At 55.0% G+C, this 13,755-nt stretch carries 18 protein-coding genes; 8 read left to right on the top strand and 10 right to left on the bottom strand.

The genetic code is table 11. The features are described from left to right. Position 1 precedes the first annotated feature (1 nt). The 3 genes from ftsE (at position 2) to rpoH (ending at position 2,624) form a co-directional block, all read left to right on the top strand. Positions 2-697 carry a cell division ATP-binding protein FtsE gene (gene ftsE, locus HY272_06525; GenBank protein ID MBI3772336.1) on the top strand — a complete coding sequence of 232 codons (696 nt, stop codon included), beginning with the start codon at positions 2-4 and terminating at the stop codon, positions 695-697. After that, the gene (locus HY272_06520; GenBank protein MBI3772335.1) at positions 672-1,640 is read left to right on the top strand and encodes an ABC transporter permease; all 969 of its coding nucleotides are present in this window, start codon (positions 672-674) and stop codon (positions 1,638-1,640) included. Before ftsE ends, HY272_06520 begins: the two co-directional genes overlap by 26 nt. A 120-nt stretch (positions 1,641-1,760) precedes the next feature. Further along, positions 1,761-2,624, top strand: coding sequence for an RNA polymerase sigma factor RpoH (gene rpoH, locus HY272_06515; protein MBI3772334.1), 864 nt, complete (start codon positions 1,761-1,763; stop codon positions 2,622-2,624). Here the strand turns inward: rpoH and bioD are convergent. From bioD to bioB, 5 genes are all read right to left on the bottom strand, one after another. Next, positions 2,602-3,312: a dethiobiotin synthase gene (bioD, locus tag HY272_06510; protein MBI3772333.1), complete on the bottom strand. Its 711-nt coding sequence runs from the start codon at positions 3,310-3,312 to the stop codon at positions 2,602-2,604. The two genes, rpoH and bioD, sit on opposite strands and share 23 nt — an antisense overlap. After that, positions 3,309-4,193, bottom strand: coding sequence for a malonyl-ACP O-methyltransferase BioC (gene bioC / locus HY272_06505; GenBank protein ID MBI3772332.1), 885 nt, complete (start codon positions 4,191-4,193; stop codon positions 3,309-3,311). Before bioC ends, bioD begins: the two co-directional genes overlap by 4 nt. Further along, the gene (gene bioH / locus HY272_06500) at positions 4,190-4,966 is read right to left on the bottom strand and encodes a pimeloyl-ACP methyl ester esterase BioH (GenBank protein MBI3772331.1); all 777 of its coding nucleotides are present in this window, start codon (positions 4,964-4,966) and stop codon (positions 4,190-4,192) included. The genes bioC and bioH overlap by 4 nt, the downstream gene beginning before the upstream one ends. Further along, complete coding sequence (gene bioF, locus HY272_06495) at positions 4,963-6,111, bottom strand: 8-amino-7-oxononanoate synthase (GenBank protein MBI3772330.1); 1,149 nt, start codon at positions 6,109-6,111, stop codon at positions 4,963-4,965. The genes bioH and bioF overlap by 4 nt, the downstream gene beginning before the upstream one ends. Before the next feature lie 193 nt (positions 6,112-6,304). Further along, positions 6,305-7,345 (bottom strand): biotin synthase BioB, encoded by a 1,041-nt coding sequence (bioB, locus tag HY272_06490; protein ID MBI3772329.1) that lies wholly within the window; start codon positions 7,343-7,345, stop codon positions 6,305-6,307. 96 nt (positions 7,346-7,441) lie between these two features. Here bioB and HY272_06485 point away from each other — a divergent pair, with 96 nt between their 5' ends. The 4 genes from HY272_06485 to HY272_06470 all read left to right on the top strand — a co-directional run bounded on the left by HY272_06485 (position 7,442) and on the right by HY272_06470 (position 9,747). Beyond that, a complete protein-coding gene (locus HY272_06485) occupies positions 7,442-8,134 on the top strand; it encodes a ComF family protein (protein ID MBI3772328.1) in 693 nt (230 codons plus the stop codon). A gap of 120 nt (positions 8,135-8,254) precedes the next feature. Further along, on the top strand, positions 8,255-8,824 hold the full coding sequence (locus HY272_06480) for a hypothetical protein (protein ID MBI3772327.1): 570 nt from the start codon (positions 8,255-8,257) through the stop codon (positions 8,822-8,824). Positions 8,825-8,883: 59 nt separating this feature from the next. Next, positions 8,884-9,240, top strand: a complete 357-nt coding sequence (locus HY272_06475) for a hypothetical protein (GenBank protein MBI3772326.1) — start codon at positions 8,884-8,886, stop codon at positions 9,238-9,240. Between the two features lie 12 nt (positions 9,241-9,252). Next, a complete protein-coding gene (locus tag HY272_06470; GenBank protein MBI3772325.1) occupies positions 9,253-9,747 on the top strand; it encodes a pyridoxamine 5'-phosphate oxidase family protein in 495 nt (164 codons plus the stop codon). Here HY272_06470 and HY272_06465 read toward each other — a convergent pair. Next, a complete protein-coding gene (locus tag HY272_06465) occupies positions 9,744-9,893 on the bottom strand; it encodes a hypothetical protein (protein ID MBI3772324.1) in 150 nt (49 codons plus the stop codon). The two genes, HY272_06470 and HY272_06465, sit on opposite strands and share 4 nt — an antisense overlap. A gap of 130 nt (positions 9,894-10,023) precedes the next feature. On the opposite strand from HY272_06465, the gene HY272_06460 reads away from it, so the two are divergent. Continuing rightward, positions 10,024-10,962, top strand: coding sequence for a Nudix family hydrolase (locus tag HY272_06460; GenBank protein ID MBI3772323.1), 939 nt, complete (start codon positions 10,024-10,026; stop codon positions 10,960-10,962). A gap of 36 nt (positions 10,963-10,998) precedes the next feature. On the opposite strand, the gene yacG is transcribed toward HY272_06460, so the two are convergent. From yacG to HY272_06440, 4 genes are all read right to left on the bottom strand, one after another. Beyond that, positions 10,999-11,193, bottom strand: coding sequence for a DNA gyrase inhibitor YacG (gene yacG / locus HY272_06455; protein ID MBI3772322.1), 195 nt, complete (start codon positions 11,191-11,193; stop codon positions 10,999-11,001). Continuing rightward, complete coding sequence (gene zapD, locus HY272_06450) at positions 11,190-12,035, bottom strand: cell division protein ZapD (GenBank protein ID MBI3772321.1); 846 nt, start codon at positions 12,033-12,035, stop codon at positions 11,190-11,192. Before zapD ends, yacG begins: the two co-directional genes overlap by 4 nt. Positions 12,036-12,146: 111 nt before the next feature. Continuing rightward, positions 12,147-12,752, bottom strand: a complete 606-nt coding sequence (locus HY272_06445) for a dephospho-CoA kinase (protein ID MBI3772320.1) — start codon at positions 12,750-12,752, stop codon at positions 12,147-12,149. A gap of 115 nt (positions 12,753-12,867) precedes the next feature. Then, positions 12,868-13,752 carry a prepilin peptidase gene (locus tag HY272_06440; protein MBI3772319.1) on the bottom strand — a complete coding sequence of 295 codons (885 nt, stop codon included), beginning with the start codon at positions 13,750-13,752 and terminating at the stop codon, positions 12,868-12,870. Positions 13,753-13,755: the final 3 nt, after the last annotated feature.

Here is a 13,755-nt window from a genome sequence, read left to right as displayed (position 1 = left end):
CATGATTCAGTTTAATCACGTCAGCAAAGTCTACACCAACGGGTTACCCGCGTTGGTGGATATCAGTTTTTCGCTGGCGGCGGGCGAGATGGCCTTTCTCACCGGCCGTTCTGGCGCGGGCAAGAGTACCTTGTTGAAAATGATTCCGCTTATTGAACAGCCGAGTAGTGGCCAGATCATTATTGACGGCAAAGCGCTGGATCAGATAAAGCCGCGCAAGATTCCGGCGTTGCGGCGTGATATCGGCGTTATTTTTCAGGACAGTAAACTGCTCTATGATCGCGATGTGTTTGATAACGTCGCCTTGCCGCTGTTGGTGTCGGGCGACTTGCATCCGCGCGATGTCACGCGCCGTGTGCGAGCGGCCTTGGATAAAGTGGGGCTGCTTAAACGCGAGCACGACTCGCCGCGCGCATTGTCGGGGGGTGAACAGCAGCGGTTGGGGATTGCCCGTGCCGTGGTGAATCGCCCCAAGATACTGATCGCTGATGAGCCGACGGGTAATCTTGATCCGGATTTGTCAGGTGAGATCATGGATCTGTTTCTGCAATTCAATCAGGTGGGAGTCACAGTGTTAGTGGCTTCCCATGATTTGGAATTGATCACGCGCATGGGTAAGCGCATTCTGGTATTGAAGCAAGGCAAATTGATACGTGATCACAGGGGACAGAATGTCGCAGCCACCGCGCAAGCCTAAGGCAACTCAGCAATCAGTGGTGGTTGCACGGGTGCGCAATTATTTTGGATCGCATTTTCATGTCCTGATGTCCAGTCTGAATCGATTGGGTCGAGCACCGATTGCCAGTTTCATGACCGCCGCCGTCATCGGCATTGCGCTGGCGCTGCCAGCAGCGGTGCATGTGTTCCTCAACAAGTTGCAGGCCGTGAGTTCGGTCTGGCAGGAATCTACTCAAGTCACGGTGTTTCTGAAAAAAGATGTGGCCGATGGGGTAGCGCTAGCCTTGTCGCGCGAGTTGCAGCGTTGGCCGGAAATCACCAAGGTCCACTACATCAGTCCTGGACGGGCACTCAAGGAATTTGAACAGCATTCCGGAATGACGGACGTAGTTGGATTATTAAATGAGAATCCGTTGCCTGGGGTGTTGGTGATCACGCCATCGAAATCGATATCGGCAATACAGACCGAAGCCTTATTGCCGAAGTTGCAGAAACTCAGTGGAGTAGAATCCGCGCAAATGGATGTGGAGTGGGTGCGCAGGCTGCATGGCTTGTTGTCGGTATCAGAGCGGGCCGTGCTGACCTTTGGCGGTTTGCTGGCGCTGGCGGTGTTATTCATCATCGGCAATACCATCCGGCTGCTGATTCAGAACCGGCAGGACGAGGTGGAAGTGGTAAAACTGATTGGCGGCAGCAATGCCTTTGTCCGTCGCCCCTTCCTTTATACCGGCATCTGGTTTGGCCTGTTTGGCGGCATGGTCGCCTGGCTGCTGGTGAATTTGCTGCTCGCGGCCCTGTCGGGGCCGGTGGCACAACTGGCCAGCCTCTATGGCAGCGACTTCCGGTTGGGCTATGCCGATCTCGAAACAACTGCTATCTTATTGTTTATTGGCCCTTTTTTGGGGCTGGTCGGTGCCTGGTTAGTATCGGGCCGCTACCTGCGGGCCATCGAGCCGGTATAAAAATCCTTTGAAAACAATTACGTAGGGGCACGGCGCGCCGTGCCCCTACAAGTATCAATATTAGCACTCTCATCTTTTGAGTGCTAATATAAGCATGCTGATTCTTTAATAAAGGGGGCAATGATGAGTAAAGGTAAGGAATTGGATCTCGCGTTTGCGCTGGGCAGCCCGGTGGGCAGCATCGAGGCCTATCAGGCCGTGGTTGCCCGGATCCCCGTACTCAACGCTGAAGAAGAACACGACCTGGCATTACGCTTACGTGATGACAATGATCTGGATGCCGCACGGCGTCTGGTATTGTCGCATCTGCGGTTTGTGGCCTACATCGCCCGTGGCTATCGTGGTTATGGTTTGCCCGATGCCGATTTGATTCAGGAAGGCAATGTGGGTTTGATGAAGGCGGTAAAGCGGTTTGACCCCGATATGAATGTGCGTCTGGTGTCGTTTGCCGTGCACTGGATCAAGGCCGAAATTCACGAATACATTTTGCGCAACTGGCGCATTGTTAAAGTCGCCACCACCAAGGCGCAACGCAAACTATTTTTCAATTTGCGCAAATCGCGTTCACGTTTGGGTTGGATGACGCAGGCAGAGATTCAGGCCATCGCCGATCAACTGGGCGTGACGCCAGAAAATGTGATGGAAATGGAGGCGCGCCTCAATAATCACGATGCTTCATTTGATCCGCTGGTGATCGAAGGCGAAGAAGATTTCGGCAGCCCGGCGGCGTATTTGACCGATCAACGGGCTGATCCGGCACGGCAGCTGGAAGAGGAACAATGGCAGGCGCACAATGAAGCCAAGTTGCAGCAGGCGTTGGCGCAACTGGATCAACGCAGTCTGGATATTTTGCAGCGCCGCTGGATTGCCGATCAAAAGGCAACGCTGCATGAATTGGCGGATGAGTATCAGGTGTCCGCTGAACGCATTCGGCAATTGGAAACCAATGCGATCAAAAAACTCAAAGCAGCCATGGAGGCTTGATGGCCATCAGTGGCCTCAGATCGAAATGTACTGCAATCCTATCCGCAGTTAATTCTTTCAGATAAGGTATTTTGCCCAGCAGCGGCGCCTCCAGGCGCTGCTGCAGAGTGGCAATGTTTTCTTCCAGCGCCGGCATGTTGGGATCGATTTGATTCGCAATCCAGCCCCAGAACGGAAGTCCGCGTTGACTGATCGCCTCGGCACTGAGCAGGGCGTGATTAATACACCCCAAGCGCATCCCTACGACCAGAATCACGGGTAATTGTAATACTGCCGCCAGGTCGCTGATATCCTGAAACTCATTGATGGGCACCCGCCAGCCCCCCGCGCCTTCAACGATCACCAGATCAGCATTTTGCTGTAGTTGCTTGAACTGTTGAGTGATGACATTGAGATCAATGACGGTATCGCAATTACGGGCCGCGATATGGGGTGCAATGGCCGCTTCAAACGCATAAGGGTTGATCGTTGCGTAGGGAAAAGACTGCGATGCCGCTTGTTGAAGTCGTAGTGCATCGGCGTTACGCAAACCTTCCGTTGTGACGGTGCAACCGCTGGCGATGGGTTTCATCGCTGCGACGCGCATGCCTTGGTCTTGCAGGTGTTTGATTAAACCAAGGCTGATTTCGGTCTTGCCGACGTCAGTGTCGGTGCCTGTAATAAAAAAACCGGAGGCGAAAGGTTTCATCGGCGGCTTTGTCGCAGTTGATCCAGTGAAACGTGCACCGTGCCGTCAGTTTGCAGATTGTTGCCCCAGGCGTGACCATAGACCACTTCGTAACTGACCGGTAAGGCGCCGTCCGGGAGGCGGAATTGCTCATAGGCATTCGCAAGCTGTTGCAGACGAGATTTGCCTGTTAGCGCGCGTGAGCGACCGGCGTTGACATTGTGGGCACCCATCGCTTTGAGATCACGCATTGCACCCTTGATATCGCGATAGGTGAGTGTCAAGTACTCACTGTCCATCACCGGATCAGACAATCGTGCGCGCATCATGGCGTCACCAATGTCATGCATGTCGATGAAGGCATTTACATGCACGTCGCTATCAACCAAGGCCCAGCTCTGGCGCAGCTCTTTGAGGGTATCCGGGCCGAAGGTGCTGAACAAGATGGTTCCTCCAGGGCGCAGGATACGCTGGAATTCGCCGAAGGTGCTGTCAAGATTCATGCACCATTGCAGGGTGAGATTGGAAAAAATCAAATCGATGCTGTTGTCAGCGAGTGGTAAATGTTCGGCATCGCCACAGACAAAAGAATGTTTACCGAACCAGCGTCCTAAAAAAGGGAGCCGGCTACGGGCGCGACGCAGCATGGCGGGCGCCAGATCGAGCGAAATCACCTGCGCCTGCCGGTAACGCTGCGCCAGGGCGAGGCTGCAAACGCCGGTGCCAGCACCCAGATCAAGAATGCGTTGCGGCTGGAGTTTGATCAAATCCAGACGTTCAAGCAGGCGGTTACCAACTTCGCGCTGCAAAATCGCCACGTCATCATAGCTCGCCGCGGCACGGTCGAAAGATTCTCGAACTTTGGTTTTATCGATTTGATAGATATCGTAGGGGCGATTCATGAATCGCCTCTATCCAGAAATTCACGTACCGCTTGTAAACTAGGTTCGCGATGCGACATGAATGGCGCATGTCCGGCATTAGTAATGATTGAATAGTGAGCGCCAGGTACCAGCTGATGAAACGCCTGGCCACCGGCTAGTGGCACCAGCATGTCACGATCGCCGAGCATGATCTGTAATGGCACGTTCAGCTTGTGAAGCTGGGGACGAAGATTGGCGCGGCGCAAAACCTCGAGCCCTAAGCGCAATGCTTCCAGTTGTGGCGCGGGACGACTGGCGACTTGTTGCTTAATCATCTTCAAGGCGTTTTCTTCGTCATCACAGCCACGTACTTGCAACGATAGAAAACGTTGCAAGGTCTGCATTGGATCATTTTCCAGCGAGCTGGCAAACGTTGCCAGTGATGTTGGCGCGACGGCATGAGACCAATCCTCAGACTGCACAAATTGTGGCAAAGCACCGATCATGGTGAGACGGCTCATGGCTTGAGGATAGATCAGTGCTGCCTGTAATGCGGCGATGCCACCAATCGACCAGCCGACCCAGGCCGCGTTGGCGGGTGCGGTTTCGGTGAGTAATTGCGCCAGGCGCTTTACGTCGAAACCGCCGGCAGGTAATGCGCTGCGACCATGCCCGGGCAGATCGATCAAGGTCACTCGATAATGCTGTGCTAATTGTTCAGCGAATGGCCCCCAGATACCACTGTGCATGCCCCAGCCATGAATCAATACCACGTCAGCGCCGTGGCCAATGGATTCGTGATAAAGACTCATAAACTCGACTCCAGTGCAGATAGCAGGCGATCAACATCATTCTCCGAATGCGCCGCCGAGAAGGTGATGCGCAGACGCGCGGTGCCAACGGGTACGGTGGGTGGTCGTACCGCACTGACAAAAATGCCGTGCTTCAATAAGTTTTGACTGGCGAGCAGGGCAGCATCAGCGTCGCCGATCACTAATGGTTGAATCGGTGTGATGGAGGGCATCAGCGTCAGTCCCAACTCGGTAACACCCTTTTGAAAACGTTGGATCAAATGTTGTAGCTGTTCGCGACGCCAGGACTCGGTTTGCACCAGGCGCAGACTGGTGCGCGTCGCCTCGGCGATTGCAGGCGGCAGCGCAGTGGTATACACATAGGTCCGTGCCTTTTGAATTAAATATTCAATCAATTCTTCACTGCCCGCAACAAAGGCACCAAACGTGCCAAAGGCCTTGCCCAGGGTGCCGACCAAAATCGGCGCATCTGCAGCCGCAAGATTGAAATGTTCGATGCAGCCGCGGCCAGTGGCGCCGATGACGCCGAAGCCATGGGCGTCGTCGATCAATAATGGCACAGAATATTGTTTCGCCAGTTGCGTTAATTCTGGCAGTGGCGCGAGATCGCCGTCCATGCTGAAGACGCCATCGCTCACGATGATCGCAGCATTGGAATGATGTTGTGTCAGCAACCTTGTCAACGCTTGGGTATCGCCATGGGCATAACGTTGGAGTCGTGCCAGTGCCAAGCGGGCACCGTCGAGTAGCGAGGCGTGATTGAGTCGATCTTCAAAGACGACGTGACCGCGCGGACAGAGTGCGTCGATGACACCGAGGTTGGCCATGTAACCGGTGGAAAACAACAAGGCGCGTGGTTGGCCGGTGAAGGCGGCCAGTTCTTCTTCCAAGGCATGATGCGGATGCGCATGGCCGTTGATGAGATGCGCAGAGCCGCTGCCAACACCGTAATGTTCGGCGCCACGCTGCAAGGCCCGGATCACTTCGGGATGATTGGCCAGTCCGAGGTAATCGTTGCTGCAAAACGAAATAACTTCTTTGCCATCGATAACTTGATAAGGCCCTTGTGGCCCTTCAACGATACGGCGGCGGCGATAGAGATGTTCCTGCTCAAGGCGGGTGAGTTCGGTGGATATATTTTGCATATAGCTGAAAATTTTTCTCTTCTCTTTGCAGCAGAAATACCTACATGCCCCCTCTCCCTCAGGGAGAGGGGATCAGAGTATTAATTTTATCCCCCCTCATCCTAGCCTTCTCCCTGAGGGAGAAGGGACGCTCTGTTTGGCCGCGTGGCAAGATGTGTAGCAATTTCTTCTCCGGAAAGGAGGACGAAATTCACTAAGCGGAAGCCGCGACTACAGCTATGCGCTCTTCACGCCGCTGTTGAGTATCGCCGCGCACGTTGAGATTAAGATCGCGCAACATTTTCAGATCATCCTCAACACTGCGGCCCTTGGTGGTGAGATAGTCGCCGATCATGATGCCTGACGCACCGGCCATGAAAATCATCGACTGCATATCACCGAGGAACTGGCGGCCGCCGGCAATACGAATCTCTGCGCGCGGCAGCATGTACCGATAAACAACGATTGTTTGCAAAATTTCTTGCGGCGACATTGGTTGGCGGGTGCCCATCGGCGTGCCCGGCGCCGGGTTCAGGAAGTTGAGCGGCACTGATTCAACACCTAGATTGCGCAGCGTCTCCGCCAATTCAATGCGTTGATCCAGACTTTCACCCATTCCCATAATACCGCCAGCACACACACGCAATCCTGCTTCGCGGGCATTACGAATCGTGTCAATATTTTCCTGATAGGTGTGTGTAGTGCAGACTTGATTGAAAAAGCTCTCTGCCGATTCGAGATTATGGTGATAATTTTCCAGACCCATGCCGCGCAACATCGTGGCCGTATCTTTATCCAGCGCACCCAGACTGGCGCAACGACCGATATCAGAATGTTCACCCATGGCGGTGAAATATTCCTTGAGCTTTTCTTTTTCCTTGGTCGAGCGCACGCCCCAACCTTTGGACACGACGCCGAAATCGCTGGCGCCCCACTCGCGGGCGCGTTGCGCCTGTTCCACCAATTGCGCGCTCGTGATGTAATCGTAAGCCGGTGCCGCCGTCTTATGGTGGCCGCTTTGTGAACAGAAAGAGCAGTTCTCGGAGCAGTTGCCGGAGCGGACATTGGAGATGGCGCAGACCTCGATTTCTTCGCCACGCAGAGTCTTGCGCAGGCGATCAGCGCCCGCCATCAACCATGGCAGATAGTCATGATCAAGACGGATCAGCCAGCGGCCTTCTTCGGCCGTCATCTCGCCGCCATTGAGGAGGCGGTGGGTGATTTCGTCGATACGAGAATAAGTGCGATTGTCCATGTTATCCTCTTTTTAAATGAATGAATTAGGGTGGTGTGACGCTAAAAACGGGACTATGAAGGGTAGCGTCTGCGCTGTCAACTTTAGGGATGAGCAATGGTTGACAAGTGGTTAAAAAATACCCACGAGTGGTTATTGCCCCCTACCTGTGTGCTATGTCATGGGCCGGGGGCAGCGGGGCGCGATTTGTGTCCGGGCTGCGAGGCCGATCTGCCCTATCTGAAAACGGCCTGTCAGCACTGTGCGATGCCATTGCCGGTGGCAGGGACCTGTGGTGCCTGTCAGCAAGACCCGCCGCCATTCGCGACCACGCGGGCCTTGTTTCATTACCGCGAGCCGGTGGACCACTTGATCCAGCGGCTCAAATTTAACCGTAAGCTCTATGTGGCTCGTTTACTCGGTGATTTATTGGCGCAGCAGCTTGCCGGAGTCTGGCCGCGCCCGGACGCAATTATCCCGGTGCCACTGCATCCACTACGCCTGCGCCAGCGCGGCTTCAACCAGGCCCTGGAGCTGGCCCGGCCAGTGGCAGAGGCTTTGAGTGTTCCGCTGTTGGCCCAGGCCTGCCGCCGTGAACGTGATACCCCCGCTCAATCCGGCCTGGATGCCGTGGCTCGGCACCGCAACCTAAAGGGAGCCTTTAAGGTGGATCCTGCATTGGACACGCGGCACGTCGCCCTGGTTGATGATGTGATGACCACCGGTAGCACAGTTGCTGTTCTAGCTCAGGCGCTACGCCGCGCGGGGGTAGCGCGGATCGATGTCTGGGTGGTGGCTCGAGCCGACTAACCTGGAAAGCCCTTCAACTGTCGTCTATTTTAGACAGTTGGGTTGCTGTGATTTTGAGCGTGACATGACCGTGTTACCATTGGGGCCGATTTAACCTAAAGCCAAGAATGGAGTTGTGAGATGAAGTTGCATGTTGCCACGGTCGCGCTGCTGGTTGCGGCGAGTACGGCTGTTACAGCCGGTGAATTGGATATCAGTTTGAGTAACGATACGGCTCAGGTTCGCTATTACGCGCCGATGAGCCACAGCAAATATGGCCATACCGATTTCGATATCGGGGCGTTGTATACCGAGAATGATGATCTTATGGCCAGTGCCGGAATGATGATGTCGGGCGAGGCGGGCAGTCGCGCGCCGGGTGTGCATCTGGGCGTCGGATTCAGGGGATACGGGGTATCGTTCGATAACATCAATAAGGATGTTCTGGCCTTGACCTTGGGCGGTGAAGTTCTGGTGGTGCCGCCAAGTGAGCGGCGCTTGGGAATCGCGTTTTATGGCAACTTTGCGCCGGACATCACCACTTTTGGTGATGCCAGTCAATTCTCCGAGATTGGCGGCCGGGTGCAGTATGAAGTGTTGCCCGAGGCGGCGGTTTACGTTGGATTTCGCCAGATCAAGGCAGATTTGGATCCCGGCGCGACTGTGACGCTCGACAAGGGGCTGCATGTGGGTCTGAGAATGAAGTTTTAATGCAGGGGCGAGACATGACTCGCCCCTGCTAATCACCAACGGGGTATAACGGGCAGCGAATGAATATTTCATCGACCTCCAATCTTGCCGTTTATTATGACGGCAATGCTGCCCGGCGTATTGAGCCACGCGGGGTTCCTGCGCGTGAAACGCCTGTCGTTAAGCCCGTTGGTCGTGAATCGCGTAGCGATACCGCACCCGTTGAACAAATCATTGAGGGTGAGGTTCTCAACAAGCCACGCGAAGCAGCACATGCTAACGATGAAATTTCCGGGCGCGAATTTTTGCAACGGCGCCGCTTCAACGAGCAATTGCAAAACGAATATGGGGCCGGCGTGAGTGAGGCCCTGCGCCAATATCAGGAAACCGCGCAGCTCAATATTGCGCGCGCCAGCCAAATAGATGTGTTTGTCTAAATGCGCTCACCCATGAAACCGGCCGATGATGGTCGGCTAGCTCATCTTATCCGCAATCAACGCTGGGCAGCGCTCGGTACGATGGAAGATGCCAAGCCTTATGTCGCCTGGGTGGCCTATGCCGTGGATGCTGATTTCAGCGAGTTCTGGTTATTGTTAAGCAAGCTGGCGCGGCATACGCAAAACCTGCTTGAAGAACCTGATATTTCAATTGCGATCAGCGAGCCTGATACTGGTAGCGGAGATCCGCAGCAATTGGCGCGATTGATGCTGCAAGGGCGGGTGGAAATGATCGCTCCCGAGGATGGGCGTTATTCCGAGGTTCGTGACTGTTATCTCCAGCGCTTCCCTGATGCTGAATTGTGGTTTGAGTTTGGCGATTTTTCGCTGTTCCGGTTTTTGCCGGCCACGGGGCGTTATGTCGAAGGTTTTGCCAGTACGCACCGCGTGGATCGTGAGCGATTAAAAGCTGTAGGGGTGGGTTTTAAACCTGCCCCTGCAGGTTAATCAAACTGTTTCGTGACCCAGGGCGATATCAACAGCAGCAGCAACACCCCCAGGATCAAATCCTGGTATGCAGCGAGTGCCTGGATGGCGTCGCTAATCGCATAAGCTGAAAACATGCCGCTGATAATGAGTACTAGTTTGATCATGGTCCGACTCCTGAATTACAAAGGTTTATATTATTTATAGTCGGATCGGGAAAATATTTCTGAGGCGTGGGTGGCAGTAAAACTGTGATCCAGTTCACAAAATCAGCAAAAAAATGATTTCGGGGGGTAAGTGGACTTTTTACACGTTGCAGCAGCGGTCATTGTCGACGATCAGGGCCGGGTCCTGATTGCCCAGCGGCCGCTGGATAAGCACCAGGGCGGCTTGTGGGAGTTCCCGGGGGGCAAGGTGGAGCCGGGGGAAGAGGTGCTGGCGGCGCTGGATCGCGAGCTACAGGAAGAAGTGGGAATCAACATCGAACAGGCTCGGCCCTTGATCCGGGTGCAGCATCGGTATCCCGAACGGGCCGTGCTGCTCGATGTCTGGCGCGTGGACCGGTTTCGTGGCCGCCCAGAAGGCCGCGAAGGGCAGGCGATTGCATGGCTGACGCCTGAAGAATTGCCCAGCCGCGCCTTTCCCGCCGCCAATGTGCCGATTATCGCCGCCGCCCGATTGCCGGATCGCTATTTGATCACGCCAGAGCCGGGCGATATTCCGGCATTCCTCGATCAATTACAGCAGGCCATTCCCCGGCACTCATTGCGGCTGGTACAACTACGGGCCAAATCGCTGGCGCCAGCGGAGTACCGCAATTTGGCGTCCAAGGTGATCGAGTTATGTCATGCTCAGAACGTAAAGCTATTGCTCAACGCCGAACCGGGATGGGTGGAAGAACTGGGTGCTGATGGTGTGCATCTAACGGCTGAACGATTGCGGCAATGGCATCAACGGCCCTTGCCATCCAATTATTGGGTGGCCGCGTCTTGTCACAATGCGCAAGAGTTGCTACATGCCGCGAGCATAGGTGTAGATTTCGCCGTGTTAGGACCAGTGCAAACCACCGCCAGCCACCCCGAAATAACGCCGCTGGGTTGGAATCAATTTCGCAGCCTCGTCGATGCTGTGCCGATGCCGGTCTATGCGCTCGGTGGTCTGCATGTGGAAGATTTAAAAACCGCCTTTAATTACGGTGCCCAAGGCATCGCCGCGATTCGGGGGTTGTGGGGGTGATGAATCGCATTGTAGGGACGGGTTTGAAACCCGCCGCTACGGGGGTGTATCCTGATCGGATTCAAAATCTGCCCTCGCATCCTCCACGGGGATTCTTCGCGATTCACTCGCCCATTCGCCCAGATCAATCAAACGGCAGCGCTCACAACAGAAAGGACGCCAACGGGATTCCACCTGCCAGACCACGGGTTTGCCGCAGGTGGGGCAGGACACCACTTTGGGACCGCTCATAACATGCAGCAGGTTAGTTTGAAGGGAACGTTTTCTTCGGCTTGGGTGGGACGTTCAGCGCCGCCGTGACGCAAGAAACGTACGGTGAAGCGATGTTTGCTACCACTGATTTCGGCAAAATAAGGATAACTGCTGGCGACGGTGACCCGGATCAACTGGCAAATGCTGGTTTGATCGAGATTCTTCTGGAAGAAACCGCTCTCGGCGACTTCATCGCTGGTATGGCCACTTTCACGGATCAGGCGTAACAGGATGTTGACAGACTCGCGAATCGGTTCGAAAGGTTCCAGCCAGCGGCTCATGTCGGCAGCACGACGCTCGGTGGGCTGAGACAACCAGAAATGGTAGGACGGCAAATCGAAATCACAGCAACCACCCGAGATGGCGCTGCGCTGTTTGACGCTATTCAAAAATTCATTGGAACGAATGTCGAGCGATTGCACTGGCAGGGAATGGAGGCGGTCGATCAAGACATCCATTTCGCTCAGCAGCTGATCCAGGACGGTCCGGTCAACCTTTGGATTCTCTGCCAGCTTTTCAAGGAAATTGGTCTGACGCTCCAGCTCTTTCAGGAGTTCAGTTTTGATATCGGCGCGGCTGAAGGCATTGCTCAGGTCAAACAGGGCATTCATCGACGCCCGGCTGTCCCACACGGAATCGCGGAAGGTAAAGGCGCGGCATTGTTCGAACAGAAACTCCAGCCGGAGAAATGTCCGTATCCGTTCATTCAGCGGTTGTTCGAACACGATCTGGTCGCGCACCGTCGCTTGTCGTCCCTTTAATGCCGAAGTCGTCTGTGCTTCGGAGTTATATTTTGTTGCAGTGGCGGAGTATCTGTTCACAGGCGCAACCATCGGGTTGGGTAGATGGATGCGTTATAGTTTACGCGATCATCTGACTTGCGCAACCAGACAAGTGCAAAAAAATTCACTCTGTCGCCAAACTGAACCCCATTAATCTTTTTTCTGCCCTGCTAAGGCAATATAACGGAGATTAAGGTCAAAAACTTGAGTTTTCAAGTGATTAAGGTCGTTATTATTAGTGATCACATCATCGGCCACTGCCAGACGATCTTTGCGCGAGGTTTGCACTGCAAGAATGGCGTCGATTTCGGCGTCACTTAACGCATCGCGTTCCCGCACCCGTTGCCGCTGTTGTTCCGGTCTTGTGTCCACCACCAATACCCGATCCAGATGGCTGCGCTGGCCGGTTTCAACCAGTAAGGGGATGACGAAAATACAGTAGGGGGCGTTGAGATCGGCAGCGCGTTTTTCCATCTCGGCGCGGATGCGCGGGTGGAGAATGGCTTCCAGCACCTGGCGTTTGGCAGGGGTGGCGAATACCTCGCGCCGGAGCCGGGTGCGGTCAAGGCGACCATCGGGGTCCAGCATTTCCGGGCCGAAGGCGGTGATGATTTCGTCCAGCGCCGCCTGGCCCGGCTCGACCACTTCGCGGGCAATGATGTCGGCATCGATCACCGGCACCCCCATTTCGGCAAAAAAACGGGCCACAGTGGACTTGCCACTGCCAATACCGCCGGTAAGGCCAACGATGAACATTGTATAGTGATAACTGAAACGGGGGAAAATTGCTATATCTGCCGTGGAGATGGATTTTGCAGGCGTGGTAGGGGCACGGCGCGCCGTGCCCCTACGGGCGAGGGGGATCACACCCCTACGAATTCAACCCCGCCATCTTCAAATACAACCGCGTCAAATCATTGCCCCAGATCATGGTGATCCAGCCCGCGGCAGCGAGGTAAGGGCCATAAGGGATCGGCAACTGGCGGTCGCGGCCGAGGAACAGAATCAAGCTGATGCCTACCACGGCGCCGACAAAGGCCGAAAGCAGAATCACCACCGGCAACGCCTGCCAGCCGAGCCAGGCGCCGAGCATCGCCAGCAGTTTAAAGTCGCCATAGCCCATGCCCTCCTTGCCGGTGAGTAGCTTGAAGGCCCAATAAATGCTCCACAAGCTCAGATAACCGGCCAGCGCACCGATGATCGCTGCGCCGGGATAGGTGAAGACGCTGAACAGGCTGGCGGCGAGTCCCACCCAGAGAAAGGGAAGGGTAATGACGTCGGGTAATAGCTGATGATCAAAATCGATCATGGTCAGCGGAATCAAAGACCAGGTGAGAACCAAGGCACAGGCGGCTTCCCAGCCAACACCGAAATGCCAGGCGACAAAGCCGGATAACACTGCCGTTACCGCCTCGATGATAGGGTAACGAATCGAGATATGTACCTTGCACTTTGCGCAACGGCCGCGCAGCAAGAGATAGCTGATGATTGGAATGTTTTCGATAGCGCGGATTTGATGGCCGCATTGCGGACAACGTGAGCGCGGCACCGCAAGATTGAAGGGTTCTGAAACGGCAGGGGTTAACTTGCCATCCGGATGTTGTAACTCGGCGCATTGTTCCTGCCATTGCCGCTCCAGTATCAGCGGTAGGCGATAGATCACGACATTGAGGAAGCTGCCGACAGTGGCGCCGAGGATGGTGATAATGGCAATGAAAAACAGCGGCTGGGCGCTGAGGTATTCGATTACGGTCATTGT

It is taken from the genome of Gammaproteobacteria bacterium (assembly GCA_016200485.1).
Lineage (GTDB): Bacteria > Pseudomonadota > Gammaproteobacteria > Tenderiales > Tenderiaceae > JACQEP01.
The sequence above is the reverse complement of the archived record's forward strand: the minus strand, read 5'-3'. Positions and strand labels throughout refer to the sequence as shown.